Here is a 26,025-nt window from a genome sequence, read left to right as displayed (position 1 = left end):
AGTCGATCAATGAGTGGTTATCGCTATCCAGCCCAAGAAGTACAGTTTTGCTTAGAGCATATTGCAGGCATTGAGCGACTGGAACCGCATTTCCCAAACTATGGCGCCGACCTTCTTGAGCCTATTTTATCCGAGGCCGCTAAGTTTTCTGAACAGATCGTTGCGCCGAGTAATCGATTAGGTGACGTAACACCTCCTAAAATGGTGGAGCGTTGCGTTCAAGAAACGCCAGAATTCAAAGCGGTATACGAAGCCCTCCAAGACGCAGCATGGACAACACTGAGTGCCCCAGAGCAATACGGTGGACAAGAACTTCCGCGCGCACTAGAAGTCGCCTTCAACGAAGGTATTCAGTCTTCTAATTTATCTTTTTCGTTGTGTCCGCTGCTGACTCAGGGGGCTGTTGACGCGATTGATACCCACGCGAGCGATGAGTTAAAAAACACTTACTTGCCAAACATGGTATCTGGTAAATGGACCGGCACCATGAACTTAACTGAGCCAGGTGCGGGCAGTGATTTGGCAGCCATTAAAACCAAAGCGGTTCGTGATGGCGAGCAATATCGAATTTACGGACAAAAAATCTACATCACTTGGGGAGACCACTTGATGAGTGAAAACATCATTCATTTGGTGTTGGCTCGTCTACCGGATGCACCTGAGGGTGTGCGGGGAATTTCGTTATTCTTAGTGCCTAAATATCTGTTGGACGACAACGGTCATCCAGGTCGCCGCAACGACGTATACCCCTTATCGATCGAGCACAAAATGGGCATTCATGGATCACCGACCTGTGTGATGCAGTTTGGCGAAAGCGAAGGCGCTATTGGTTACCTTGTCGGCCAAGAGAATAAAGGCCTTGCCGCCATGTTTACGATGATGAACAACGCGCGCCAGAGTGTGGGATTACAAGGCTTAGCCGTAGCAGAAGCGGCCTATCAAATGGCTTTGGATTATTCCTTTGATCGTGTTCAAGGTGCAGCAAAAGGTTCGAAAGAAAAAGTTGCTATTGCTGAGCATGGCGATGTGAAACGTATGTTGTGGCAAATGGCGAGTACTTTATCGGCGATGCGAGCCTTGATGTATACCGCCTCAGTGGAAAGCGATTTATCTGACCAAGATGGTCAGCATTTGGCTCGAACCGAACTCTATACCCCGATTGTTAAAGGCTGGCTGACAGAAATGGCGCAAGAGATCGTTTCGCTGGCGGTGCAGGTGCATGGCGGCATGGGTTACATTGAGGAAACTGGCGTGGCTCAGCTCTTTCGAGATGCGCGAATCTTGCCTATCTATGAAGGAACCAATGGTATTCAGGCGTTAGACCTTGTGGGAAGAAAACTTCAGGGAGACCAAGGGTCTGCATTAACGGCTTTAATCGAAGACATTCGTACCGACGTCAGTCATTTTAGTGGAACGGCGCATTCAGATACTCTTGCTGACTATGTGAAGCTTATTGAGCAATCGAAAGCGATGTTGTTAAACAATGAGGTTGAATCCAGCGAAGCGGCATACGACTTCATGATGCTCTCTGGTTTTACCATTGGTGGCTGGTTGCTGCTGAAAGGCAATCAAAGTGATCAAGCAAGCGCCGCTTGGCAAGCCAAAACCGAATTTTACTTTAAGCATGTCATTGGTCGTGGGCGATACTATTTTGATTCGCTTAAACAATTTGGACCTAGTGAGCCAATACCTTCTGCAGAACTGTTAAAGTAATAATAATCGTAAATAATATATTTATATTACGTTACTGTGCGGGCAGTGATTGCCCGCTATAACTGAAAATAATGATATTTTATAAAAACCATCACTTTCCCTATAGCCAAACAAACGCTGAGTCCGCAATAATAGAACTCTTAGTTAAGGAGTTCTCAATGCAAATATGGGTGGACGCCGACGCGTGTCCTAATGCAATCAAGCCAATTCTTTTTAAAGCGGCTGAACGCTGTGAAGTGCTTTGTACTTTTGTTGCGAATATGGCTGTCGCCTTACCACCGAGTAAATGGCTGGTGCGAAAAGTTGTGCCAAGTGGTTTTGATGAAGCCGATACCTACATCGAAGAAAATGTTTCCCCTGGTGATGTCGTTATTACCTCCGATATCCCGCTTGCCTCTGACTGTATTGCCCGTGGTGCGTTAGTGTTAACGTCCAAAGGTGAGCAGTACACCACTGATAACATCAAACAAAAGCTTGGTATGCGTGACTTTATGGATCAAATGCGTTCTAGCGGGTTTGATACTGGCGGCGCTGCGCCGTTTGGCGATAAAGATAAAGCAGCCTTTGCCAATGCGCTGGATCGACTGCTAGCGAAGCGCGTACACTAAATCATTCCTCTGTTGAGGAATGATTTGCTAAGCAATCCCAATGCTTAGCAAATCATTCACAGTTTGGGGTTTAATATGAAAAAAATTGTAGTATTAGGTGGTGGTGCAGGGGGCTTAGAACTTGCAACCCGTTTAGGTCATAGCCTAGGCAAGCGTAAGCATGCTCAAATCACCTTAATTGACCGTTCTCAGACGCATATTTGGAAACCGCTGTTGCATGAAGTGGCCACCGGATCCATTGATATCAACACTGATGGTCTTAACTATCGTGCTCACTCGACGAAACACCACTACACATTTAAGCTGGGCACCGCCTATGAAATTGACGCCATTAACAAGACGATTAGCCTTACTTCTATAAGCGATGATAAAGGCCACGAAGTCTTACCTGCTCGAAAAGTTGATTACGATATTTTAGTGTTGGCTGTAGGCAGTGTTAGCAATGATTTTGGCACGCCTGGGGTGGCAGAACACTGTTATTTTCTAGACTCTCATCGCCAAGCGGAACGCTTTCAACAAGCGCTTTTAACGCAGTTCTTGCGAATTCATCAACTTCCTGGAGATCAAAAATTAAATATCTCTATCGTAGGAGGTGGTGCAACTGGCGTAGAGTTATCTGCTGAGCTTTTCCATGTGGCAGAGCTGCTTAAATCGTATGGCATGGAAGAAATTACTTCTGAAAAGGTAAACGTGGAGCTCATTGAGGCAGGGGCTCGAATTCTTCCAGCGCTCCCTGAACGTATCGCTAACAACGCTAAGAAGGAGTTGGAGCAACTTGGTGTAAATGTCCTCGAAGATACCTGTATTACTGAGGCAAGTTACGAAGGCTTGATGACAAAAAAAGGCGAGCTTCACAAAGCAGATTTAATGATTTGGGCAGCTGGTGTAAAAGCGCCGAAATTTCTCAGCGAAATTGAAGGCCTTGAAACCACTCGTAACAATCAAGTGTTGGTAAAAGGTACGCTGCAAAGCACGAGTTATGACGATCTGTATGTGATTGGTGACTGCTGCGCCTGCAAGCAAGCCAATGGCTCATTCGTGCCGCCGCGGGCTCAATCTGCTCATCAAATGGCGGCTTTAGTACACGATAATATTGTGGCTAAGTTTAAAGGACAGCCCCTCCAAGAGTACGAATACAAAGACTATGGCTCATTGGTTAACCTCAGTAAATACAGTACGGTTGGCAGCTTAATGGGTAATTTGATGAAAGGGTCTATGTTTGTAGAAGGCCGCTTGGCTCGTTTCGTTTACGTATCCCTGTATCGCCTGCATTTGATTGCCATTCATGGCTGGTTTAAAGCAATTATCATTATGGCAGCACAACGTGTCGGTAAAGTCGTTAAGCCAAAACTTAAGTTGCACTAAAGCCTAATGCTGCAAGGCATCCAGATTAAAAAAGGGGTCACTTCATAGAAGTGACCCCTTTTTTTAATCCCTATTTAATGAAAGCTGTATGCTTGTACAGTGTTAGGTTTTATATGATTGTTTTGGTGATCTTACCAATGTACACCGAATTAGAAGGCAGTATGAGTTTGCGGTTCTCAAACTGACCGATCCTTAATCCCTCAGGCATAACGATATCTTTGACTTCATAACTTAAAGGAGAGGTAAAGTGCCCCTGATCACCTACGTTAATACCGACGAGAAGCATTTCTTCATCATGAGTACGGGTAAAGACCAAGATATCCTTATCGCTAAACAAGAACTCGATGTCACCTGAGATAAGTGCCGGGTGGTGCTTTCTGAAATGTAAAAAGTCCCTATACGCGTGCAAAACAGAATGACGATCACCTTGTTGCTCGGAAACCGCTATAGGTAGATGCAAGTCGCTGATTGGCAACCAAGGGGACTGATTATTAGAAAACCCTCCAGTCGATTTGTTCTCCCATGGCATTGGGGTTCGACAACCATCTCGACCTTTAAATTCGGGCCAAAAGTTGATACCAAATGGGTCGACAAGTTGTTCAAATTCTAGCTGCGCTTCAGGTAGGCCCAGTTCTTCACCTTGATATAGACAAACGCTACCACGTAAAGATAAAAGCATGGCCATAAACACCTTACTCTTAGCTCCAGAGGCTTTTCCATCATTCCAGCGTGAAGCGACACGTTCAACATCGTGATTGCTCATCGACCAGCAAGGCCAGCCATCACCTAATCCTTCTTCGATGGATGTCATGGTGTTATGGATATGCGTCATGCTACTGTCATGCGTGAGCAGATCAAACGAATAACACATATGAAGCTTGTTGTTACCTTGTGTGTATTCAGCCATGGTTTTCAATGAAAAATCACAACCTACTTCGCCAACCGTTGTTATGCCTGTATATTCATCCAGTAGCGCTCGCAGCTGCTCTAAAAAGGCAATGTTTTCGGGGCGTGATTTATCGTACAGGTGCAATTGGTAGCCATAAGGATTGTCCAAACTGACGCCAATACTGCCTTCGATAACCTCTTGTTTTGGTGGATTATTGCGCAGTTCAAGATCATGGAAAAAATAATTGGCCGTGTCTAAACGGAAGCCGTCGACACCTCGATCTAACCAAAAGCGTACGCTGTCAAGTAATGCGTCGACAACATCAGGGTTATGGAAGTTTAAATCAGGCTGACTGTCTAAAAAATTGTGTAGATAGTACTGTCGACGACGGCTATCCCAATGCCAAGCCGGGCCACCAAAAACCGATAGCCAGTTATTGGGAACGGTGCCATCCGGCTTAGCATCTACCCAGACATACCAGTCTGATTTATCGTTATCTCGGCTAGAACGGGACTCTTTAAACCAAGGGTGTTGATCCGATGTGTGATTGAGCACTTGGTCAATGATGACTTTAATATTGTGTTGGTGAGCTTTTGCAATGAGTTCATCAAAATCGGCTAGCTCACCAAAGATTGGGTCAACGTCGCAATAATCCGATACGTCATAACCAAAGTCTTTCATGGGCGAAGTAAAAAAAGGTGACAACCAAATCGCATCGACACCGAGGGATGCAATGTAGGGCATTTTTTGTGTGATGCCTTTTAGATCACCGATACCATCGCCATTTGAATCCATAAAACTACGTGGGTAAATCTGATAAATAACAGCTCCACGCCACCAATCCGTCGTTTCTTTACTCATCGCATACCCCTTATAAAACAAACATCTATATGTTTACCCTAGCACTAATTTTCACTAAAGCGTGTGAATTTTGATTAAGGATTAGGAATTCATTGATTGCGCTTGTAACAGTTCAATAAAGGCCGATGCTGCTCGACTTAGTGTTCTTTGCTTATGATGAATCACGCCCAGTTTACGTTCTACGTTTAAGGCGGGTAGGTTTACCACCGCTAATTGGTCGTTGACCACCGTCGATGGAATTAATGACCAGCCCCAGCCAATACTGACCAACATCGCTAAGGTATCAAGGTTGTTGGTGTTCATTTTGACTTGTGGACGAACGTTATTCACCGCAAACACTTTCTCGGCGATCTGGCGAGTAAAGGTGTTTTCGTGTGGCAAGACACATGGGTACTTGGAAAGTTCGATCACATCTACGTCGTCTAACTGAGCCAGCGGGTGATCAAGGCTGACCACGCATTGTAACGGGTCCGACCAAATCGGAATGGCATTGAGCATGTTTTCTGAATGGGAGGACAGGGTGATGATGCCAATTTCCGCTTCGCCCTTGATAATTTGACGGTGCGCATCTTCTGATTGAGTAAACTCAATTTTTATTTCCGCCTGCGGATATTCAAGCTGAAAACGCTTCAGCGTTTTAGGAAGGCGATGTAAGCCAATATGGTGACTGGTAGCAATGTTCAGCTCACCAGACACATCGTCCATTTGTAACGTCATGCTACGTTTAATATCATTTAAGTCATTGGCGAGGCGCTTTGCTTTGGGTAGCAGTCGCGTTCCGGCCTCGGTTAAGTGTATTTGACGGCCAATGCGGTCAAATAATTTTACATTTAAATTCGATTCGAGTGCGGCAATGCGTTTGCTGACCGCAGGCTGGGTGATAAACAGCGCATCGGCGGCATCCGAAAAAGAATGCGTTTCCGCGACTTTGATAAAGGTTAAAAGCTCTTGTATGTCCATCATTCCAAATAATTATCCAAAACATGAAAAATATGAATTGGAGTAATTTAAGTACACGCAGTACTATTACGCAATGCTTAAGTAGGAGAGAAAGCAATGGCAAAAACACTTTACGACAAGTTGTGGGATAGCCACCTTGTTCAACAGCGTGACGATGGTAGTGCTTTAATCTACATCGACTTACAACTGCTTCACGAAGTAACGTCGCCACAGGCGTTTGAAGGTCTACGCCTTCACGGCCGTAAACCATGGCGTTTAACATCAAGTCTTGCTACGCCAGATCACAACGTTCCAACGACAGTAGAAGAGCGTAAGAGCGGTGTGAACGGCATCGCCGATCCAGTATCGAAAATCCAAGTAACCACTTTGGATGATAACTGTGACGAATTCGGTATCACAGAATTCAAAATGACCGATATACGCCAAGGTATCGTTCACGTAGTAGGCCCAGAGCAGGGCGCAACGATTCCGGGTATGACGGTTGTGTGTGGTGATTCGCATACATCGACTCATGGTGCATTCGGTGCATTAGCACACGGCATCGGTACGTCAGAAGTGGAACACGTGCTAGCCACTCAGTGTCTAGTTCAGAAAAAAATGCGCAACATGCTTGTACGCGTAGACGGTGAGTTATCACCTTACGTCACGGCGAAAGACGTTGTGTTGGCGATTATCGGTGAAATCGGTACGGCCGGTGGTACCGGTTACGCCATCGAATTCGGCGGTTCAGCGATTGCATCGCTGTCAATGGAAGGTCGGATGACCGTGTGTAACATGGCGATTGAAGCCGGCGCACGCGTGGGTTTGATCGCCGTTGACCAAACGACCATCGACTACGTTAAAGATCGTCCGTACGCACCGAAAGGCGCGCACTGGGACATGGCTGTCGAAGCATGGAAAGATTTAGTGTCTGACAAAGACGCTGAATTTGACGAAGTGGTTGTGCTAAATGGTGCCGACATCAAGCCACAAGTAACTTGGGGTACGTCGCCTGAGATGGTAATCGCCATCGATCAAGACATCCCGCGTCCAGAAGACCAAGCTGATGCAGTGACACGTGACGGTTACGCACGTGCCTGGAAATACATGGGCCTAGAAGGCAAGAAAACTCTTGCGGACATTACGCTAGATCGCGTGTTCATTGGTTCTTGTACCAACTCTCGTATTGAAGATTTACGCGCTGCGGCAGAAGTCGTAAAAGGCCGTAAAGTCGCTGACACGTTGAAACAAGCCATCGTTGTACCAGGTTCTGGTTTGGTGAAAGAGCAAGCCGAGAAAGAAGGCTTGGATAAAATCTTCACTGAAGCGGGGCTTGAATGGCGCGAGCCAGGCTGTTCCATGTGTCTTGCGATGAACGCTGACAAGCTTGGCCACGGCGAACATTGTGCGTCAACGTCAAACCGTAACTTTGAAGGTCGTCAAGGCTTCGGTGGTCGTACGCATTTGGTGAGCCCTGCGATGGCCGCCGCCGCTGCGATTGCTGGTCACTTTGTAGACGTAAACGAATTGGTTAAACACTAGGAGTCAGCGATGCGCCCATTTACAACACACACAGGTATCGCAGCGCCTTTAGACTTGGCCAACGTTGATACTGATATGATCATCCCAAAGCAGTTCTTGAAATCCATCAAGCGCACAGGTTTTGGTAAAAACTTATTCGACGAATTACGCTACGAAGACGAAGGTCAGCCAGACCAAGAGTGTACTGGCCGTCCGCTACGTAAAGACTTCGTTCTAAACCAAGACCGTTACCAAGGCACCAGCGTCTTGCTGGCCCGCAGTAACTTTGGTTGTGGTTCAAGCCGTGAGCACGCGCCTTGGGCATTGGATGATTTCGGTATTCGCTCCGTGATCGCGCCAAGCTTCGCGGACATTTTCTACAACAACTGTTTCAAAAACGGCTTACTTCCGATTGTACTTAAGGAAGAAGAAGTGGATCAGTTGTTCGAAGAAGTCGAAGCAAACGAAGGTTATGAGCTAACCGTTGACCTAGAAAATCAGACGGTTATAACACCGTCTGGCACAGAATTCAGCTTCCAAGTAGACGCGTTCCGTAAACATTGTCTATTAAACGGTTTGGATGACATCGGCCTAACACTACAGCAAGCCGACGCGATCCACGCCTACGAAGAAAAACGCATTCAAACAGCGCCTTGGTTATTCGAAGCGCGCGCATTGTAAGGAAAGAACATGTCTAAGAAAGTATTAGTATTGCCGGGTGACGGTATTGGCCCTGAGATCGTTGAACAAGCGGTTCGCGTACTAGACGCAGTAAACGCTTCTTTTGACTTAGGTATCGAGCATGAGTCCGCATTAGTAGGCGGTTCTGCCTACGATGAAACGGGTTCGCCACTGCCTGAAACAACGTTAGACAAAGCCAAAGCCGCTGACTCGATCCTATTGGGTGCGGTAGGCGGCCCGAAATGGGATGGCCTAGACATGTCCGTTCGACCTGAAAAAGGTCTATTGGGTCTGCGTTCTAACCTTGAGCTATTTGCCAATTTGCGCCCAGCGATCCTATACCCACAATTGGCCGATGCGTCGAGCTTGAAGCCTGAAATCGTTGCAGGTCTAGACATTTTGATCGTACGTGAATTGACTGGTGGTATTTACTTCGGTCAACCACGTGGCATCCGCACGCTTGAAAACGGCGAGCGTGAAGGCTTTAACACTTACGTGTACAGCGAGTCTGAAATCCGCCGTATCGCGCATTCTGCCTTTGAAGCAGCACGTCAGCGAGGCAAACGCGTTTGTTCTATCGACAAATCCAACGTACTGGAAGTGACGGTTCTGTGGAAAGAAGTCATGGAAGAAGTCGCAAAAGAATACCCAGACGTTGAACTGTCGCACATGTTGGTCGACAACGCTGCAATGCAGCTGGTGCGCGCGCCGAAGCAATTTGACGTCATGGTAACCGGCAACATGTTCGGTGATATTTTGTCAGATGCGGCAGCCATGTTGACAGGCTCTATCGGTATGCTACCTTCTGCTTCTCTGAACTCAAAAGGTCAAGGCATGTACGAGCCTTGTCACGGTTCAGCACCCGATATCGCAGGCAAAGGTATCGCAAACCCATTGGCGACGATCCTTTCTGTTGCTATGATGTTGCGCTACTCATTAAATGCAAAAGATGCAGCGGACGCGATTGAAGCCGCTGTAAGCAACGTGCTTGACCAAGGTCTTCGCACAGCAGATATCGCTTCAGAGGGAAGCGAAACAGTAAGCACATCACAAATGGGTGATGCTGTACTTGCTGCATTAAGCGCTTAATTCATAATAATTAAGCATTAACTCGGGATACTGCTCTTGGTATGAGTAGACCCACCCTAAAAAAGGTAAAAAACCATGTCAAAACACACTGTAGGTTTAGTCGGCTGGCGCGGAATGGTAGGTTCTGTGCTGATGCAACGTATGCGTGAAGAGAACGATTTCGATCACATTGATCCAGTGTTCTTCTCTACGTCCCAAACGGGTCAAGCTGGCCCAGATATTGGTAAGGACATTCCACTTCTACAAGACGCAATGGATATTGAGTCATTGAAAAAGATGGATGTCATTATTACGTGTCAAGGTGGTGACTACACCAAAGCGGTCTACCCACAGTTGCGTAATGCTGGTTGGAATGGCTACTGGATCGACGCCGCGTCTTCGCTGCGTATGGACAAAGATGCCATCATCGTCCTAGACCCAGTTAACCAAAACGTGATCAAGCAAGGTTTGCAAGATGGCGTTAAGACTTATGTGGGTGGTAACTGTACTGTTTCATTGATGCTTCTTGCTCTGGGTGGCCTGTTCGAAAAAGGCCACATCGAGTGGATGACATCCATGACATACCAAGCGGCTTCTGGTGGCGGTGCACGTCACATGCGCGAATTGATTAACCAGTTTGGTCTATTGAATGCAGAAGTGGCGTCTGAGTTGGCTGATCCAGCAAGTGCGATCCTAGACATCGATCGTAAAGTGGCAGAGAAAATGCGCTCTGGTACACTTCCGACTGACCAGTTCGGCGTACCGCTAGCAGGTTCTTTGATCCCTTACATCGACAGCCAACTTGATAACGGCCAAAGCCGTGAAGAGTGGAAAGCACAAGCGGAATGTAACAAGATCCTAGGCATTGACGGCAACCCAATCCCAGTGGACGGTCTATGTGTACGTATCGGTGCGATGCGTTGTCACAGCCAGGCGTACACCATCAAGCTAAACAAAGATATCCCAGTTGCGGACATCGAAGGCTTGCTGGCAGAGCACAACCAATGGGTTGATGTAGTACCAAACGACAAAGAAGCAACAATGCAGCGTCTAACGCCAACTGTTGCGACTGGTACACTTGGTATCCCAGTCGGTCGTATCCGTAAACTGAACATGGGCCCTGAATACATCAGCGCCTTCTCAGTCGGTGACCAACTACTTTGGGGTGCAGCAGAGCCACTACGTCGTATGTTGCGTATCCTGATTGAAGGCTAACTGGCTTTTGGTTGGATTGAGTTAGAAAGACCCGCTGTCGAGAGATAGCGGGTTTTTTTGTTTACTTAGTTTGGAGGGTGCTGATTGCACTTATGTTAAGGGCTGCTGCCTAGAATCAAAAAGAAGAAAACCATTCATTTGGACTGTACTTAAGTACGAAAGCATTAGTATTACGCTTATTGTACACTTTTACTTTAATTGATTCTAAGATTGAAATTACATGCTTTATCAATGACATATGCGTTAACATGTACTGTATAACATGAAACAAAAAAAGGGGGTTTGCATATGATTAAGGCATTTCTTTCTCATTCAAGTGCAGATAAAAATGGATATGTTAGAAAAGTTGCTGAGTGGCTTGGGAAAGATAATATCCATTATGATGAATGGACCTTTGAAGAAGGTGGGAAGCCTTTAGATGAGATCCTTTCAGGATTAGGTCGGACTGATTTGTTTGTGCTTTTTTTATCCCAAAATGCATTGAAGTCTAAGTGGGTTCAACGTGAAATTTTAGAAGCAAAAACTCTTTTAAGTGAAGACAAGATTTCAAAATTTTTCCCAATAGTTATTGACGATATAACCACGTACAAAGACGAAAAAATTCCAGATTGGTTAAGGAATTACAATCTTAAGCCGATTAAAAGAGCAGTTGTAGCTTCGAAGAAGATACATAATAAGCTTAGAGAGTTAAGCTGGTCCAAGCATCCTGAACTAAAAAAACGTCATAATATGTTTGTTGGTCGAAATGATAAGCAAGATGAGTTTGAAGAACGAATTCATGATTTTTGTATTGAGAAACCATCTGCAATCTTCGCTACAGGTTTATCTGGGGTAGGTCGTAGAACATTCTTACATAGAGCATTAGTTAAAACAAATGTGTCAGAAACATCGCACAAGCCATCTTCAATATACTTAGATGATAGTGTTTCTATTGAAGATTTTATTTTAAAGTTGAATGACTTAGGTTTGACAGATTTAGGTGAGGATGTACTTAGTTTATCTGAAAAAACTATAGAAGATAAGAAAGGTATTATTCACTCAATAATGCATGAGGCTTATAGAAATAGAGAGATTATTTATGTTTTAGATGATGGATGTTTGATAAATTATCAACGCTCTATTACTGATTGGTTTAAAAATGTAATTGAAGAATATGACGGTTCTGACTTTCCTGTTTTTGCTATAGCATCAAAGTTCAAGGTTAACTTTCGAAATAGACCTAGAAATAATATGTTTTTCTTTGTTGAATTGACAGAGTTAAATCCGAAGGAGAGAATGAACTTACTTTCTCAGCTTTTAAGACTTTATGATGTGGATATATCAAAAGAAGATTTTAAAATGGTTGGTGAATTACTTTTTGGTTTGCCAGACCAAATTATGTTTGCTGTTGATATTGTAAGAAACGATCTTGATACAAAGCTAATTGACAAGCTCCCTGTGTTAACTGAATATAATACCGATAAAGCTTCTATACTTTTAAGAAAATATGAAGATAATGAAACGGTTTTGGGCTTTATAAGGCTACTAGCTCAATTTGAAATAATATCATCTGACTTTATTTTTAAAATTGTTGATGAGGGTTTTTTTTACCCAATACTTGAGGGCTTAGTGTCAGAAAGTATTTGTGAATTAATAGGCTTGGATGGTGAAATTATTCGACTAAACGATGTGATTCGTGACTACATCAAAAGAAATCAAATTAAGTTGAGTAGAGAGTTTAGTGATAAATTAGATGAGCAAGTTAAACGTTTAGTCGAAGAAGATGACGTCTTTGAAAGAGATTCATCAGAATATATCTATACAGTAAAAGAGGCCTTGAAAAAAGGCTATGATATTGATGAAAAATTGTTGATTCCCTCTCATTATCTAAGGTGTATGAAGGATTTATACTTCAGCAGAGGGAGTTTGGAAAGAATAATTGAACTTGCAGATATAATTCTTCAAAAGAATAATTATTTAGATATCAGAGTTGAAAAAGACATTCGTTACTATTTATGTCTTGCACTAGCTAAGAAAAAAGATTCAAGGCTGCTTAGCGAAGTTCATGAGATACGTGGAGATGAGCATAATTTCCTACTCGGGTTCTATTATAGGCTTACAGGAAGATATGAAGAAGCTTTAAGTCGTTTTACACCTATTGCAAATGCTCCTTATGTTGGGTCTCGAGCTAAGCGTGAAATTGTTCAAGTGTACGTTCAATTGGAAGAATATGAAAAAGCTCTTACATTTGCAAAAAACAATTATGAAGAAAATAGAGGTAATCAATTTCATACTCAAGCGTATTTTCATTGTTTAATTAACTCCGATAATGTTCAAGACAATAAGTCAACGCTTGAAATGTTAATTGGTGACTTAAGGAATATTGATTCAGAGCAGTCGATTGAAATGGCTGATATTGCTAGTTCACTATTTGAAGCAAAAGTTAATAATAATAAGCAGAGAGCTATTGATTTAATAAGTGATGCTGTAGATAGGTATCCTGATACCTATTATCCATTGCTCACATTTTGTGATTTGGCAATAAAATATGAAGATAAGGATATGTTGAGTAAAGGTGTTTCAAAGTTAGAAGAGATTTCAAGAATGAAAAATATTTCATCTAGAACTTTTAATAAATATAAATCTTATCTATATGCATTCGATGGTGATTTCTCAGAGTCAATAAAAACTATTGATAAAGAGTTGAATCGTTATCCTTTAGAAAGCAAGGATAGAATTATAAATCGCTTGCGAGATATTTCGAATAAAAATAATTGATTCCACCTTTGAGTAAAGTTAATTAAGACATCCACCTTAAAAGGGTTAATCAAGACACCCACTTTAAAAAGTGACTGGTACTTCAATTCTAACCAGTGCCAAACGCCTAGCCAGTTTCAATCGAGACTGGCTTTTTTGTGCGTGTTAGTTGGGAAATTGGCTTTATTTGAACTGTTCTGTTGAATTTGAGGCGAGTGGGTGCCTTACCAGTAAGGTAATAGCAAAAGGGCGAAGGGATTAGTTATTGAGACACCCACCTTAAAAAGTGACTCGTAACTCAGTTTTAAGCAGCACCAAATATCTAGCCAGTTTCAATCGAGACTGGCTTTTTTGTGCGTGTTAGTTGGGAAATTGGCTTTATTTGAACTGTTCTGTTGAATTTGAGGCGAGTGGGTGCCTTACCAGTAAGGTAATAGCAAAAGGGCGAAGGGGATTTGTTAGACTAGTAGTTGTCTCTTTGGCCTTCGTTTGTAGCCTGCATTTTGATAGTAGTTAGATAGGATGGTTTCGGTGTCGACGGCGGCGAAGGTGTGTTGTTCGAATTGGGTGGCGATGGTGAGCCAGTTTTCCGATGGGATATTGAGGCGTTGTAATATTGGGGCAAAGGATACGCCTATGCTACCGCGTTTATGTTGGCGCACGATACGTCCAGTGAGATCGACAAGTTCTAGGTAGTCTTCCAGTTTAAAGGGTAGACCTTTGGGTTGATTTTTTCGTGGATTGCCAATAAATGGATGGAGTGTTTTAGGCTGTTGGTTTTGCTTGGCGCTGTGAATGTGTTTTTTAATACTGGGTTAGTCTGAGGTTTTAACTGTGTCGGCTATCTAATAATCTGTACAAACATGTACACAATGGTGGGCATCTCATCAAGGGATTAAACAGCCTGATGTCGTATTCAATAAATTACGTCAGGCAGTATAGGAAAGTGCAGCACTTCGGACTTTAATTAACTCATGGCTACTGAGTAACTTTAGTAATGTGCTGTTGATGGTATAAGCTCCATCATAAGATAAGGGCCAGATATTGGCTCTTATCTTATGATTAAGGTGCAAAGATTTAACTATTGAGGGACTCTAGGCCTTTGAGAATGATATGGATGCATTCATCGATAAAGGGCGACTCAAATAAGCGTTTATACTCCTCTTCGTCTAGTCCAGCATTGCTTGCGAGCTGATTAAGGTCGATATTTTCTAGTTTAGGTTTAATCACTTCGTAATCCGCATGATGACCTGTTCGTCTGGCCTTTTCTTGCAGTGCTTGGTAGCCCTCGTTATTGTGAGTTTGCCATGTTTCGGTCAGTGGTTCGGTTATCTTATTTTGTAAAATTGATTGGCAAACTTCTGTAACTAGACCACCAAAGCCTCCAAGCAAGTAAATAGGTTTATTTTGATCAAGAGATATCAAGACTTCTTCCAATATACCGGGCATCATGCCTAAATAGCCTGATAGCTTGCCACCTGCACAAACTCGTGCATCGGATTCAGCAATAGATTTCTCCCGCATTTCAGTTAAGCAGCGTGACCAGATATAGCGGTTATCTGTCGTAGAGGGCTTTAGGTAGATATTTGGGTCAATTGAGTTAAGTATATCGTTAGGAGCATCATGCTCTTGCATATTGATAATATTGTAGTATTTAGCGCGCCATTCAATCAGCTTTTCGTCCTCGATATGAATGGGCCAAGCAATGTGATTAATAATATGAATGCTGTCTGAGTCGAGACGTGATTTAAGGGCAACTGCTTCATCAAGGATGAATTGTGTGAAGCCATCGTCTCTTAAATCTCCACCATAGATTAATGTCCCTGCGCGTGCTAAGAGGTGACGGGCTAGATCCTGTGAAAAGCGTTTTAAGTGATCGGAAGGCAAATGGTGGCTGGAGAAGCTGTCGTTTGGTGCTGCCGATATAGAAATACCGATATGAATATTCTCTAAAATATCTCGCTTTTCTGGAGACCAAAGAGGAGTAAATGCTTCGACCTCAAAATATGAGAGCCAATCTGCTTCTTCCATATAAAGTGCTGGGTCAGGATAGCAAACCTGAGTTTTTCCTTCCTGTTTGGCTTTGGCTATTTGTCGAATTTCAGGCGGTCTTGGCAAAGTTATACAATCTTTTGATATCCACTTTTGTTTTTGGTATTCCGCTAAGGCTTTTTGTGTATGTTGATGGCGGATAGTTTCTAATAGCGCAGCATTTAAGATACGTAATATATCTTTCTCATTGAGTGGTGTATTGGCTGTGATATGGACGCAAGGTATATTTGAGCTAGCGGGAAATATGCGGTCTTCATATTCTTCCAGGCAATCCACTGCAAGAATAGGACGTTGGTGTTCTTTTGCACACAGAATCTCCCGTTGGCACCAATAGCGAGAAGAGTAATCGTCAGAGCCGATAGTGACCAAGGTTGAGTCTTGAATATGCTTAATGATTTCTTCATTAAACTTAAAGCCTGGTGATATTTCTGTAGCATCGAAAAAGCGAGACATATTCGTTGTATCGATATATCGGTAAATAGCTTCGGCGTGTAAACGTCCAGTATTTCCCGATTTGGCATGGCTTAAAAACAATTTGATCGACGAATCTTTACCGGGGCGGGTTGGGTCTATCTCTACAAAGCCATAACGATAGACTTCATGGGCGATACGAACTAACAAAGCTTGTTTTCGGTGCTCGCCTTCAAAGCTGTATGCTCTAATGAAATTAAGATTGGTTAAGCGTCCGTTACTTCCGTGTTGTAAGCCCAATTCGTCAAGTGCGATAGGGAGAGCGCAAAGTGAGTTGGACAATGGGAGCTGATCAAAATATGTTTGCCACGCTTTGCGTCCTGATGTGTTTTTACTGGTCAGAATAAAGACAACATCTCGCTTAGCAATTGAGATCGGCGAGCCTTCAGGAACCGCATTAGGCGATGCCGAACTATAGAAAAACAATGGAATATTTAACCCCCGAGAAAAGGGGCGATCTACATCACGAGCAAGGTATGATTGCACTGCATCAAGAATCGGCTGAGCCGACTCTTGATCACTAGGATGCCAGATAAAATGCAACGCGAGAGGGGGCTTAAACTCGGTATTCATTATTAAGGCTGCCATTGTTTTTGGAACTCAGATCGGTTGCTTGCGAAACTATCTCGGCGATTTGTAGGCAAGCAAGTTTTGTCATCGCGTTTTAGGTAAGCATCGTGAATCCACTGGCGTAACTCATCGCCACTACGAGGCCAAGAGTAAATTTTGGCAAAGCCACATTCCACATTGTCATAAAGACGAGGGGGGATGGTATGAGGGTTATAGAATTTACGACCGTCTACAGTTTTCTTTAAAGAGGAGCCACTGGCGCTGTAGCTCGGTAATAAAATACCAATTAGTCCGGTTCTAGGGTTGTTTTTTGTATTGCGAATACTGGAAGCTATTTCCCAGTCCACATGCTTTCTACGCCAAGTACCTTGTCCGATGAGCACCACAGTCACCGTTGCATCCTTAATAAATTTTTCTCGTATAATACGACGAATATCATCTGTTTTTTTATTAGGATCAATATCGCCATCTTGTACAGAACGAGAAACAAAGCCATCAAACTGTTGGCTAAATTCCTTTTCAAATTTATGGCGTTTTTCGTCGTCGGCATGATGGAAGCTGATAAAGGTTTTGTGTTTTGATGTTGTTGATAAGGGGATATTCAAGTGCATCGAAAATTCCTTTTTGTATGAGATATAAAATGGTTGTTAGATTTCAGCAAAAACCGACACAATTAGCAATTAATTGAGACACCCGCCTTAAAATATTAATTAGGGTACCCACGATTAATTGAGACACCCATCATAAAAAGTGAATCACCACTCGGTTTTAATCAGATCCTCTAAAACAGCCAGCTCTAACTAGAACTGGATTTTTTGCGTCTAAATTGGCACATAAAGGAGCTGTTTCGTAGATTTTAATGGTTAATCAAGACACCCACTTAAAAAAGTGACTGGTAACTCAGTTCTAACGAGAAGTTTATTGAGACACCCACCTTAAAAAGTGACTCGCCACTCAGTTCTAATCAGATCCTCTAAATCAGCCAGTTCTAACCAAAACTGGATTTTTTGCGTCTAAGTTGATACATAAGGGGCAGTAAAGTTATTGAGACACCCATCTTAAAATTGACTCGCTGGTTAATTAGGACACCCACCTTAAAAAGTGACTGGTAACTCAGTTCTAACGAGTGCCAAACAACTAGCCAGTTTCAGTCGAAACTGGCTTTTTTTATGCATTTTAGTTGAGAGGTTGGCTGTATCAGCGCTGTTTTGGCGGTTTTAAAGCGAGTAAGTACCTTACTCGTTAGGTAATGGTAAAAGCGAGGAGGGGAATAGCCCGATTAGGCCAGTAGCTTTTTAGATTTCCTGATCTTGGGCCTTCGTTTGTAGCCGATGTTTTGGTAGTAGTTGGATAAAATGATTTCAGTGCCCACGGAGGTGAAGGGAGTGTTGCTCAGGTTCTACGGCAATAATGGCGCTTCAGTTTATAAAACGCCATTTTGATGTAAATTAATTGCTACATGAAAAATTAATCATCAATTCTTGAGAAGTAATGAGCTCTGAATCAGTGCTTAAAGGCAGTAACATTTCTTGAGATGATAAAACTGAAACCTTAGAGCTTAGGATTTGAAAAGGTCCTTTATTACTTTTCATATCAACACTATAATCAAGCATCATAGATCTACAGCCGCACTCATAAGTAGGCTTTTCTACGTTAGCTTTAATACTCATTAATACAGAATTTTTTTCATTTCTAGAGCTAATGGGGGAGAAAGTAATACACTTTTCTACAGTATTATTAATTTTTATTTCATTGGAGATAGCTTCATTAGCATGTAAAGAAATACTAAGCGTAAATGCTAAAAAAACAATGTTATACTTTAGTGCCACCATTTGTTGAAAATCCCTTGTATGCTAGGGCGAGCGCATGACTATTTTTTAACCAGAAAAACACATTTCAATGAACATAATTCGATCAAAACCAGGTCAAAAACTCTCATAAAGAGATCCATTGTCTAACGCCCTCTGATATTTTTTGTGTAAAGGCTGTTATTTTTTTAAAAAACAATCTATTTTTCTATACAAATTATGTTCATGCACTCGCCCAGCCTTGTATGCAACTTTTAAAATTAGTATTTTACGAATTTTTCGGCATTTCTGGTAAATTTGGTATCTGCGAAGGATAGCTAGTTCATGGTTGGTAGTAATCGTAGTCGGCTGAGTCGGTAAAATTTTCTCATGTTACCGACTTAATCGCATGTCCCTTAATAATTAGGCTTTTATATAGTTTGTATCAAGATCTAGGTTCTCGACGAAAATCAATGACTTTTGGATATAATTATTCTCGAGTGTGATTATATTTTAAGGTCTTTATTACATTCATGTGTTTTTTTCTGTAAAAGATAAAACCTTTGTAATAGCTGCTGTTTATAATAAATATAGATAGCACTCCTATTGCTACGATAAATATATTAATGGAGGCAACCCCCATAGTTATAATGCCAATTGCTTGGATTGCTATGGAGGTGAATTGATATAAAAGTAACGCAGTTACGAACTTATTCTTGCCAAGAATTAAAGTTATATTAATAGCGCAAAATAGAAGCGCATATATTAAAACTATGGCCAAGCGCGAAAAAGAATCACCATTTAATAATTTTACAAGTATAAAGGCGGAGGAGCCGCCAGATATCATTGAAAATAAGGTTACTAATAAAAATGCAGTACTTAATCTCCAAGGAGGAAAGGGCCAAAGAAAGTCTTGATTATTCATCCCACACTTCCTCCCAAACTCCAACTGCTAGTGAGTTTATTTTTCCTGAATAGATACTTCCTCCAATTGATAAAGAAGCGCTTACTGCATCGCTAAGTTGTATGGCATAAGCTTTTTTTATAGCAGACGAGGAGTAGCGTTTAGGCTTCAACCCGATCCCCATCATTTTCTTAAGGACACTATTGCTTACTCTTGGATTATTCACACGAAGAACTTCTAATGTTAGTCGTCTTCGCTCTGCACGTGAAAGCCCTTTCAGTAAAGCAGTGTAATCCTTACCAGTGCTAGCTTTAAATAATTTAAGCGACTTCAATGTGGTAGCTGCCGCAGCACTTGCGGCAGCAAGTGAAATGTACTCAAGTGCTGAAGACATTAATTTATACCATGCTTGTTTGGATAGTTCGTCGACTTGTTGGCCATTCCCTTCTGCCTCTTCATGAACTCTATACATACCATTAAAGCACTGTACCGTTCCAGCAACTGCTGCTCCATATGATAAATAAGTGATTACTGTCGATCCTCCTCCTGAAATAGGTACCATACCAGCTGATCCAATCACAGCAATCCAGCCTAATATTGCGCCAGTACAACTTATCGCTGTATTAGTGATCTCTTCGACTAGCTTTTGTTCTCTAACGTTGCTCTGATTTTGTTTGAGGAAGGATGCAAATTCGCTTGAAGAGAAATCTTTAGGGGGTTCTCTAAAGACAACGTAAGTGGGATACTTCAAACAGGTTTGTGCAAAAGGACGCAACTCAATTATGGTATATTCTGAGTCTATATATTTTACCCCGGCTCCGTTTAAGTCTGGAGTCTTATCTATTTTATCGAAAAGATCTTGAAAATTAACCGTAAGTTCTATGTTGCTACGTAGTAGACTTTCTTTGTAAGACTCAATTCCTTTAATGGACATTCATTTACTCCTTTAAATTATTTGTATGAAGTTATCAGTAAGTAACTCTTTTTTGTATCTAAAAAAAGTAATTTTTTTGTAAGGTTTTGGAATTAATTACAGTTAACAGTTAACAGTTAACAGTTAACAGTTAACAGTTATTAGAACGCCCACCTTAAAAAATGCCTGGCGCTTCAATTTTAATTTCCACCAAACAGCTAGCCAGTTTCAATCTAAACCAGATTGGTTAATTAGGACACCCACCTTAAAAAGTGATTAATAACTCAGTTCTAAGTAGCACCAAAACTAGCCAGTTTCAGTCGAAAGTGGATTTTTTGTGGTCAAAAGTTAGGGAATTAGCCGTATCTTCGCTGTTTTGACGAGTTTAAGGCGAGCGGGTGTCTTGCCATTTGGCAATTGAATAGGGAAGCAGGAGATTAGTTAGGCGAGTAGCTGTTTCGCTTTGCTGATCTTAGGCCTTCGTTTGTAGCCGGCGTTTTGGTAGTAGTTGGATAAGATGGCTTCTGTGCCGACGGCGGCGAAGGTGTGTTGTTCGAATTGGGTGGCGATGGTGAGCCAGCTTTCCGATGGGATGTTGAGGCGTTGCAGTATCGGTGCAAAGGATAGGTCGATACTGCCGCGTTTATCTTGGCGCACAATGCGGCCAGTCAGATCGACAAGTTCAAGATAATCTTCGAGTTTAAAGGGTAAGCCTTTGGGTTGATCTTCTCGCGGATTACCAATAAATGGATGAAGTGTTTTAGGCTGTTGGTTTTGCTTAGCGCTGTAAATGCGTTTTTTGATGCTGGTATGGTCAGAGTGCTCAGGTGTATCAGTCATTTTAGCGCGTACTGGATTTAGATCGACATAGGCCATGCAAGCCATCAGTGCAGCTTCGTCGAGTAAGGCCTGGGATTTGAATCGACCTTCCCAGAACCTATCTGTACATTGGTCTTCGAAGTTGGCTTGACGTGCGATATTTTCATTTAGTTCTCTCAGAAACCAGCTGATGTCCATTTCGATGTTCATAGCTTTGTCCGGCGAGAGGGTCGTGTCCGCAAAGAAAAGTCCGTCGCACACAGCGTGAAACGCAGTGATAGTAGGGCGTGTCGGCAATACTTATAAGTTGTCTTCTTGCCGTTTATGAGTACGATCAGGGAAATAGCGTCTAGGGTAGGGTCGGTGCCAACGGTAGAAGAAGTTTTGGTAAAACGGATAAGGCTATTCGAAGCTGATGCTTATAGATATTTTACGTATAAAAATTATCGTTTTTATCTTTTGTGTGCTGCAATAAGTGTTCGGTACTTTGCTGGTGTAATCTTAACGATGCTCTTAAATTCTCTCACTAGATGAGACTGGTCAGAGAAACCGCATTCCAAAGCGATTTGAGTTAGAGTGCTGTCTGTTTTTGTTTTGATCTCATTCATTGCATGGCGAATACGATATATCCGCTCCAAATGCTTTGGTGTAATGCCACACTGATGCTTGATATGTCTTTCTATCTGGCGCTGACTAACGGGGATTTGACCGAGAGCATCAAGAAGAGAAGTGTGCTCGCTGAGTTGTTGGATAAAAGCTCGCGTGAAATCGGCAATATGATCATGCGTTTGGCTAAAGTCAAAAAAAGGCTCTAAAATTTTTTTAAAGTCTGTTAAATCGGAGCAGCATCTTACTTTTTTCGCAATGAAAGCTAGGTTTTTAGGATCAGTTAGAGGATGTCCGAAAGATTCTAATTGAGTGAAGCCTGCAGGTTGAAAGCGAAGCCCAAAAAGTAACATTTCAGATGAGTAACTAAGCTTTTTGGATTGTATAGAATGTCGTTGGAAGTCATAGGCGTATTTGATTGGTGCATTGTCAACGAGGTCACTTCCTTTTATTAAAAATGTGACGCCTGTCCCAGCATCACTTGGAAGCCATACCTCTCCAGCCAAAGCGCTACGTGCAAGCCAAATGGCCTGCACATACTTACTGGCATCACCTTGAGGTGCTTCTATATCGAGAGAAAGCGCTTCAGTCATTGAAGTCCACGTTTGGCTTAAACATTTTGACGACTCGATTCCAGCTATTGATCGCATTAATAGCAATCGTTAGGGTCAACAAAGCCTTATCATCGAATTCTTGGGTCAGTTTTGCATAAAACATATCGTCTATAGCTTCAGATTGCGTCAGTTTTTCACATAACTCAAGCGCTAGGCATTCTTTAGTGGTGTAAAAGGGCATATCACGCCATGCACTCAATCCAATAATTCTATTATTATTTTCCCCATACTGTCGCGCTTGTTTCGTGTGCATTGCAATACAGTAGGCACATTGATTTATTTGTGATGAGCGTAGCTTAACTAACTCCCAAATCGAGAGACCAAAAGTTTCTTCAGCTTCTTGCTTGATCAATGCTTCTTGATCAAAAAGGTAATTTAGTAAGGTAGAGGGTAAATTGACGTAATCAGCTCTTTTCATTGCTTCTCTCCGTTAGGTTTGAAAAGCAGTATAAGTGCGAAGATTGCTGAATAATTGAATAAAATCGACGTTTGTTCTGAATTAAACCTGTCATCAATAATTAATGGCAGGGCGCTATTTTCCCGAATCAAGTGCGAGTATCTTGCGAGGTGAGCAATATTGTCTTTAATTAGGTAAGTTATATGTTGCTATCGGATGAGTAACGTATTAGCTAAGCCTCGACACAGGCTTGGTTGTCTGTATCGAGGTTAGTTGAAAAGAGATAGTTATAAATTTCTGACTCCGCCATCTACCAGTATTTCTGTTCCAAGCATGTAAGAAGATTCATCCGATGCGAGGAAAACGGCGGCATGCGCGATTTCTTGTGGTGTCCCCATTCTGCCAAGTGGTACGAGCTGCTTAACTTCTTCAATCAGTGCTTTTTCTTGTTGCTCTTCTAAACCAAATTTTTTAAAGGCTGGGGTATGTGTCGGCCCAGGGCTAAGCACATTAAAACGTATGCCTTGAGCATGTAGCTCGCCCGACAGCGTTCGACTTAATGACATTAGAGCAGCTTTGCTGGCGGCATAAACGCTACTCTGTGCTAAACCAATATGAGCAGACACTGTGCCACATAAAATGACCGATGCTCTATTTGAAAAAAAGTCTAGGCAAGCCTGTATTAGAAAGAACGGGCCTTTGAAGTTGGTATCGACAATTGTGTCAAATCTAGTCTCGTCCCAGCAATTCATTGGCATATGTGTTACGTCACCAGCATTTATATGAAGAATATCCAGTCTTGGCCAGTGTTGCTTCAGGCGGTTGATCACGTCCAACTGAACGCTGGAGTTTTTTTGCATCGCTTTGGAGTAGAAGAACTTTGTCACCGAGTACACACTTGGCGTGCTCAAGAGCTTCTCGATTTCGACCAGTAATCGCAACGCTCGCACCTTCATGGATAAACATTTTGGCCGTTTCTAAGCCGATCCCAGAGCTGCCTCCGGTAATCAGTGCAAATTTACCCGCTAATCTAGTCACAGCTTTTCTCCGTTATTAAATTGATGGCCTTATTGTGATCTCTTTAGTATTCTTTAGATAGTAGGTACCAATTGGATACTAAAGAGAAATATTTTATGACTTCACAGTTCGATTCGCCTTGCCCGATGGTTGATTTTGTTAATATCGTTTCAGGGAAGTGGGCAATTCCTATTTTGTATAGGCTCATTATTACGGAAGGATATATTCGTTTTAACTCGCTGCAGCGTGCGATAGCACCAATTACCCAGAAAGAGCTCACAAAACAATTGCGCTCTTTTGAAGCACTTGGCCTAGTGACAAGAACAGTGCATCCCGAGATGCCGCCAAGGGTGGAGTATAAAATTACAGAGCTAGGCAAAACGCTAAAACCGACCTTAGATTCGCTCGCTCAATGGATGACTGAGCATCGAGCGAAATTGCAGTCAGGGCATTAGTACTAAACAAGTCACACACTAAAAAAAGTGATAACTAGCTAAGCTTTCTGAATTGCTAAATGTGTCAGTTATTGTTGTAAACTAGGTTTTTATTGACAGGGATAAACATTAAAAATGTATTTTTTAAGTGAATTGATTTGCAAAAGATTACTAATACTTCTTTTTAGCAGTCTAATTTTTTCGATGACAGCGCATGCTGTTGGCTTTCGAGAAATCTCAACAGAGGGTGTAAGTCTCAGTGCTTGGTATCCAAGCGAAACGCCACCAGTAAACCAGCGTTTAGGGCCGTTCGATGTAGAAATAGCTAAGGATGCACCAATCTTGACGGGTAAGCATGAAATAGTACTGTTTTCACATGGCTATAATGGTTTTTATAGAAATCATTATTTAACAATTCAAGCGCTTGTTAATGCTGGGTATGTTGTGGTCGCTCCTCAGCATGAGGCTGACTATCTACTAGGAGGCAGTGATACTGCAGCCGCGTTGAATTACAGATACTTTGAACTCTCTAAAGCACTTAATGCTGTTATTAAGTCGTCGGAGTTCAGTAATTATGTAAATGCGAATAAAGTACACGGTTTAGGTTACTCTCTAGGGAGTGTTTCTATTATGTTGGCATCGGGAGCCACATTTTCATCACAACGCTATAAAGATTATTGTGACCAGAACCAGTCATTGGATCCAAGTTTCTGTGAGGATCCTGGTTGGATCTATCGCCTCATTCAGTCCTTTCGTCACGATGTTGTGTTGACCCCCATAAGTGATTCGTTTAAGGAACAGCCGTTAATTACTGGGAAAGTTGTATTGGTAGCCCCAGTTTTTCAAGGGATTGAGACTACTTCAAAACTGTCTATGAGTGATTTGGATGTTATTGCATTTGACTCCGACAGTATAGCCATACCTCAATACCATGCTCTTCCATTGTATATAGCTTTTTCATCTAATATGCCCAGTGAATATCATGTTGTAAAAGGGCATCATTACGCTTTTATAGCGCCTTTTCCTAAGTGGCTAACAGAAGAGGAAGATATCTCTGTTGCTAAAGACCCTGAAGGATTTGATCGTTCTGTATTCTTGCGTGATTTAAATGCAAAAATTGTTGAGATAATGACGAGTAAATAAACGTTAATCTTAGTTGATAGCATGCGAATTCAACTTATATGATAGCTTCTTGGCTGCTTGAATTCTAAACACATTCTTAGTCGATAATTTGTTCGATGTAGAGTATTGATCTCCATTACCTTTATCAGGCCTGCGACTTTCAGCCGTTGGTAAATTTGTTTGCTCCACAAACCTATGGTTGACGCAAAAAAGCATTTTTAGAGATGAATCCGAATAGGTACGCCTTCTTCTAATGCGATAAAATTACCAGCACATTCATAGGTCTATTTAGGTGGTGTTTTGGGCTTTTTTAATAACTGGAATACGGCTGGTAAGATTGGTTACGTGATGCATGGGTTAACCGTTGAGCAGGGGGCTTCTCTTAAGGAAGGGGCATGTCACTCTGTGGTGAAGGCCTATGGCTGGAAGCAGGCTACGTTGTTAGTGGAGGAGCTCAAGTTAAGGCTGGATGAGTTTGAAGCCTATCGTGTGGTGTCGAAAATGATTGCTTACTACGTATATGGCAGAGCACTAGGAAGCCAAGATGCGCAAGCGGCGGCGTATGCTTTTTTAGAAGGGACAGGTGCGCTTAATGATTTGAACTGGGAAGATGAGAGCGATCCAGTTGTGTCTAGAATATTGGCTCAGCAAAGTTCATCTGACAACGCTAAAAACTAATTTGAATCCTATATTTTGATTATATTTGTCAATTTAGCGCACAAA

20 protein-coding genes and 2 pseudogenes are annotated in these 26,025 nt (G+C 42.3%); 11 read left to right on the top strand and 11 right to left on the bottom strand.

Annotation, left to right across the window (positions count from 1 at the left end):
- Nucleotides 1-9 precede the first annotated feature (9 nt).
- The 3 genes from ACPUEK_RS12490 (at nt 10) to ACPUEK_RS12480 (ending at nt 3,686) form a co-directional block, all read left to right on the top strand.
- The gene (locus ACPUEK_RS12490; RefSeq protein ID WP_425640960.1) at nt 10-1,713 is read left to right on the top strand and encodes an acyl-CoA dehydrogenase family protein; all 1,704 of its coding nucleotides are present in this window, start codon (nt 10-12) and stop codon (nt 1,711-1,713) included.
- A gap of 158 nt (nt 1,714-1,871) precedes the next feature.
- Nucleotides 1,872-2,321 (top strand): YaiI/YqxD family protein, encoded by a 450-nt coding sequence (locus ACPUEK_RS12485; RefSeq protein ID WP_067037946.1) that lies wholly within the window; start codon nt 1,872-1,874, stop codon nt 2,319-2,321.
- 75 nt (nt 2,322-2,396) lie between these two features.
- The gene (locus ACPUEK_RS12480; protein ID WP_425640959.1) at nt 2,397-3,686 is read left to right on the top strand and encodes an NAD(P)/FAD-dependent oxidoreductase; all 1,290 of its coding nucleotides are present in this window, start codon (nt 2,397-2,399) and stop codon (nt 3,684-3,686) included.
- A gap of 109 nt (nt 3,687-3,795) precedes the next feature.
- Here ACPUEK_RS12480 and ACPUEK_RS12475 read toward each other — a convergent pair whose 3' ends face one another.
- The gene (locus tag ACPUEK_RS12475) at nt 3,796-5,436 is read right to left on the bottom strand and encodes an alpha-glucosidase (RefSeq protein ID WP_425640958.1); all 1,641 of its coding nucleotides are present in this window, start codon (nt 5,434-5,436) and stop codon (nt 3,796-3,798) included.
- 81 nt (nt 5,437-5,517) lie between these two features.
- On the bottom strand, nt 5,518-6,399 hold the full coding sequence (locus ACPUEK_RS12470; RefSeq protein WP_083202991.1) for a LysR family transcriptional regulator: 882 nt from the start codon (nt 6,397-6,399) through the stop codon (nt 5,518-5,520).
- 93 nt (nt 6,400-6,492) lie between these two features.
- Between ACPUEK_RS12470 and leuC the strand changes: the two genes are divergently transcribed.
- The 5 genes from leuC (at nt 6,493) to ACPUEK_RS12445 (ending at nt 13,617) form a co-directional block, all read left to right on the top strand.
- A complete protein-coding gene (leuC, locus tag ACPUEK_RS12465; RefSeq protein WP_067037952.1) occupies nt 6,493-7,917 on the top strand; it encodes a 3-isopropylmalate dehydratase large subunit in 1,425 nt (474 codons plus the stop codon).
- A gap of 9 nt (nt 7,918-7,926) precedes the next feature.
- The gene (gene leuD / locus ACPUEK_RS12460; protein WP_425640957.1) at nt 7,927-8,577 is read left to right on the top strand and encodes a 3-isopropylmalate dehydratase small subunit; all 651 of its coding nucleotides are present in this window, start codon (nt 7,927-7,929) and stop codon (nt 8,575-8,577) included.
- Nucleotides 8,578-8,586: 9 nt separating this feature from the next.
- A complete protein-coding gene (gene leuB / locus ACPUEK_RS12455) occupies nt 8,587-9,666 on the top strand; it encodes a 3-isopropylmalate dehydrogenase (RefSeq protein ID WP_067037956.1) in 1,080 nt (359 codons plus the stop codon).
- 75 nt (nt 9,667-9,741) lie between these two features.
- Nucleotides 9,742-10,860 carry an aspartate-semialdehyde dehydrogenase gene (asd, locus tag ACPUEK_RS12450; protein ID WP_425640956.1) on the top strand — a complete coding sequence of 373 codons (1,119 nt, stop codon included), beginning with the start codon at nt 9,742-9,744 and terminating at the stop codon, nt 10,858-10,860.
- A 288-nt stretch (nt 10,861-11,148) separates the two neighbouring features.
- A complete protein-coding gene (locus tag ACPUEK_RS12445; RefSeq protein WP_425640955.1) occupies nt 11,149-13,617 on the top strand; it encodes a TIR domain-containing protein in 2,469 nt (822 codons plus the stop codon).
- A gap of 1,056 nt (nt 13,618-14,673) precedes the next feature.
- On the opposite strand, the gene ACPUEK_RS12440 is transcribed toward ACPUEK_RS12445, so the two are convergent.
- From ACPUEK_RS12440 to ACPUEK_RS12400, 9 genes and pseudogenes are all read right to left on the bottom strand, one after another.
- Nucleotides 14,674-16,692, bottom strand: a complete 2,019-nt coding sequence (locus tag ACPUEK_RS12440; RefSeq protein WP_425640954.1) for a hypothetical protein — start codon at nt 16,690-16,692, stop codon at nt 14,674-14,676.
- Between the two features lie 2 nt (nt 16,693-16,694).
- Nucleotides 16,695-17,300 carry a TIR domain-containing protein gene (locus ACPUEK_RS12435; RefSeq protein WP_425640953.1) on the bottom strand — a complete coding sequence of 202 codons (606 nt, stop codon included), beginning with the start codon at nt 17,298-17,300 and terminating at the stop codon, nt 16,695-16,697.
- An 837-nt stretch (nt 17,301-18,137) separates the two neighbouring features.
- Nucleotides 18,138-18,521, bottom strand: coding sequence for a DUF2195 family protein (locus tag ACPUEK_RS12430; RefSeq protein WP_425640952.1), 384 nt, complete (start codon nt 18,519-18,521; stop codon nt 18,138-18,140).
- A gap of 445 nt (nt 18,522-18,966) precedes the next feature.
- Nucleotides 18,967-19,401 carry a hypothetical protein gene (locus ACPUEK_RS12425; protein WP_425640951.1) on the bottom strand — a complete coding sequence of 145 codons (435 nt, stop codon included), beginning with the start codon at nt 19,399-19,401 and terminating at the stop codon, nt 18,967-18,969.
- Nucleotides 19,394-20,314 carry a hypothetical protein gene (locus ACPUEK_RS12420; RefSeq protein WP_425640950.1) on the bottom strand — a complete coding sequence of 307 codons (921 nt, stop codon included), beginning with the start codon at nt 20,312-20,314 and terminating at the stop codon, nt 19,394-19,396. The genes ACPUEK_RS12425 and ACPUEK_RS12420 overlap by 8 nt, the downstream gene beginning before the upstream one ends.
- A gap of 420 nt (nt 20,315-20,734) precedes the next feature.
- A pseudogene (locus ACPUEK_RS12415) lies at nt 20,735-21,416 on the bottom strand (hypothetical protein).
- A 148-nt stretch (nt 21,417-21,564) separates the two neighbouring features.
- On the bottom strand, nt 21,565-22,311 hold the full coding sequence (locus ACPUEK_RS12410; RefSeq protein ID WP_425640949.1) for a helix-turn-helix domain-containing protein: 747 nt from the start codon (nt 22,309-22,311) through the stop codon (nt 21,565-21,567).
- Nucleotides 22,304-22,750, bottom strand: a complete 447-nt coding sequence (locus tag ACPUEK_RS12405; RefSeq protein ID WP_425640948.1) for a carboxymuconolactone decarboxylase family protein — start codon at nt 22,748-22,750, stop codon at nt 22,304-22,306. Before ACPUEK_RS12405 ends, ACPUEK_RS12410 begins: the two co-directional genes overlap by 8 nt.
- A 266-nt stretch (nt 22,751-23,016) precedes the next feature.
- Nucleotides 23,017-23,695: pseudogene (locus ACPUEK_RS12400) on the bottom strand (SDR family oxidoreductase).
- A 143-nt stretch (nt 23,696-23,838) separates the two neighbouring features.
- On the opposite strand from ACPUEK_RS12400, the gene ACPUEK_RS12395 reads away from it, so the two are divergent.
- From ACPUEK_RS12395 to ACPUEK_RS12385, 3 genes are all read left to right on the top strand, one after another.
- On the top strand, nt 23,839-24,201 hold the full coding sequence (locus ACPUEK_RS12395) for a winged helix-turn-helix transcriptional regulator (RefSeq protein WP_425640947.1): 363 nt from the start codon (nt 23,839-23,841) through the stop codon (nt 24,199-24,201).
- A gap of 114 nt (nt 24,202-24,315) precedes the next feature.
- Nucleotides 24,316-25,323 (top strand): alpha/beta hydrolase family protein, encoded by a 1,008-nt coding sequence (locus ACPUEK_RS12390; protein ID WP_425640946.1) that lies wholly within the window; start codon nt 24,316-24,318, stop codon nt 25,321-25,323.
- A 279-nt stretch (nt 25,324-25,602) separates the two neighbouring features.
- Complete coding sequence (locus tag ACPUEK_RS12385) at nt 25,603-25,980, top strand: hypothetical protein (protein ID WP_417506333.1); 378 nt, start codon at nt 25,603-25,605, stop codon at nt 25,978-25,980.
- Nucleotides 25,981-26,025 lie beyond the last annotated feature (45 nt).

Origin of the sequence: Marinomonas gallaica (assembly GCF_049821165.1) — a bacterium.
GTDB classification, from domain to species: domain Bacteria; phylum Pseudomonadota; class Gammaproteobacteria; order Pseudomonadales; family Marinomonadaceae; genus Marinomonas; species Marinomonas gallaica.
This window is presented reverse-complemented; position numbering and strand designations above follow the sequence as displayed.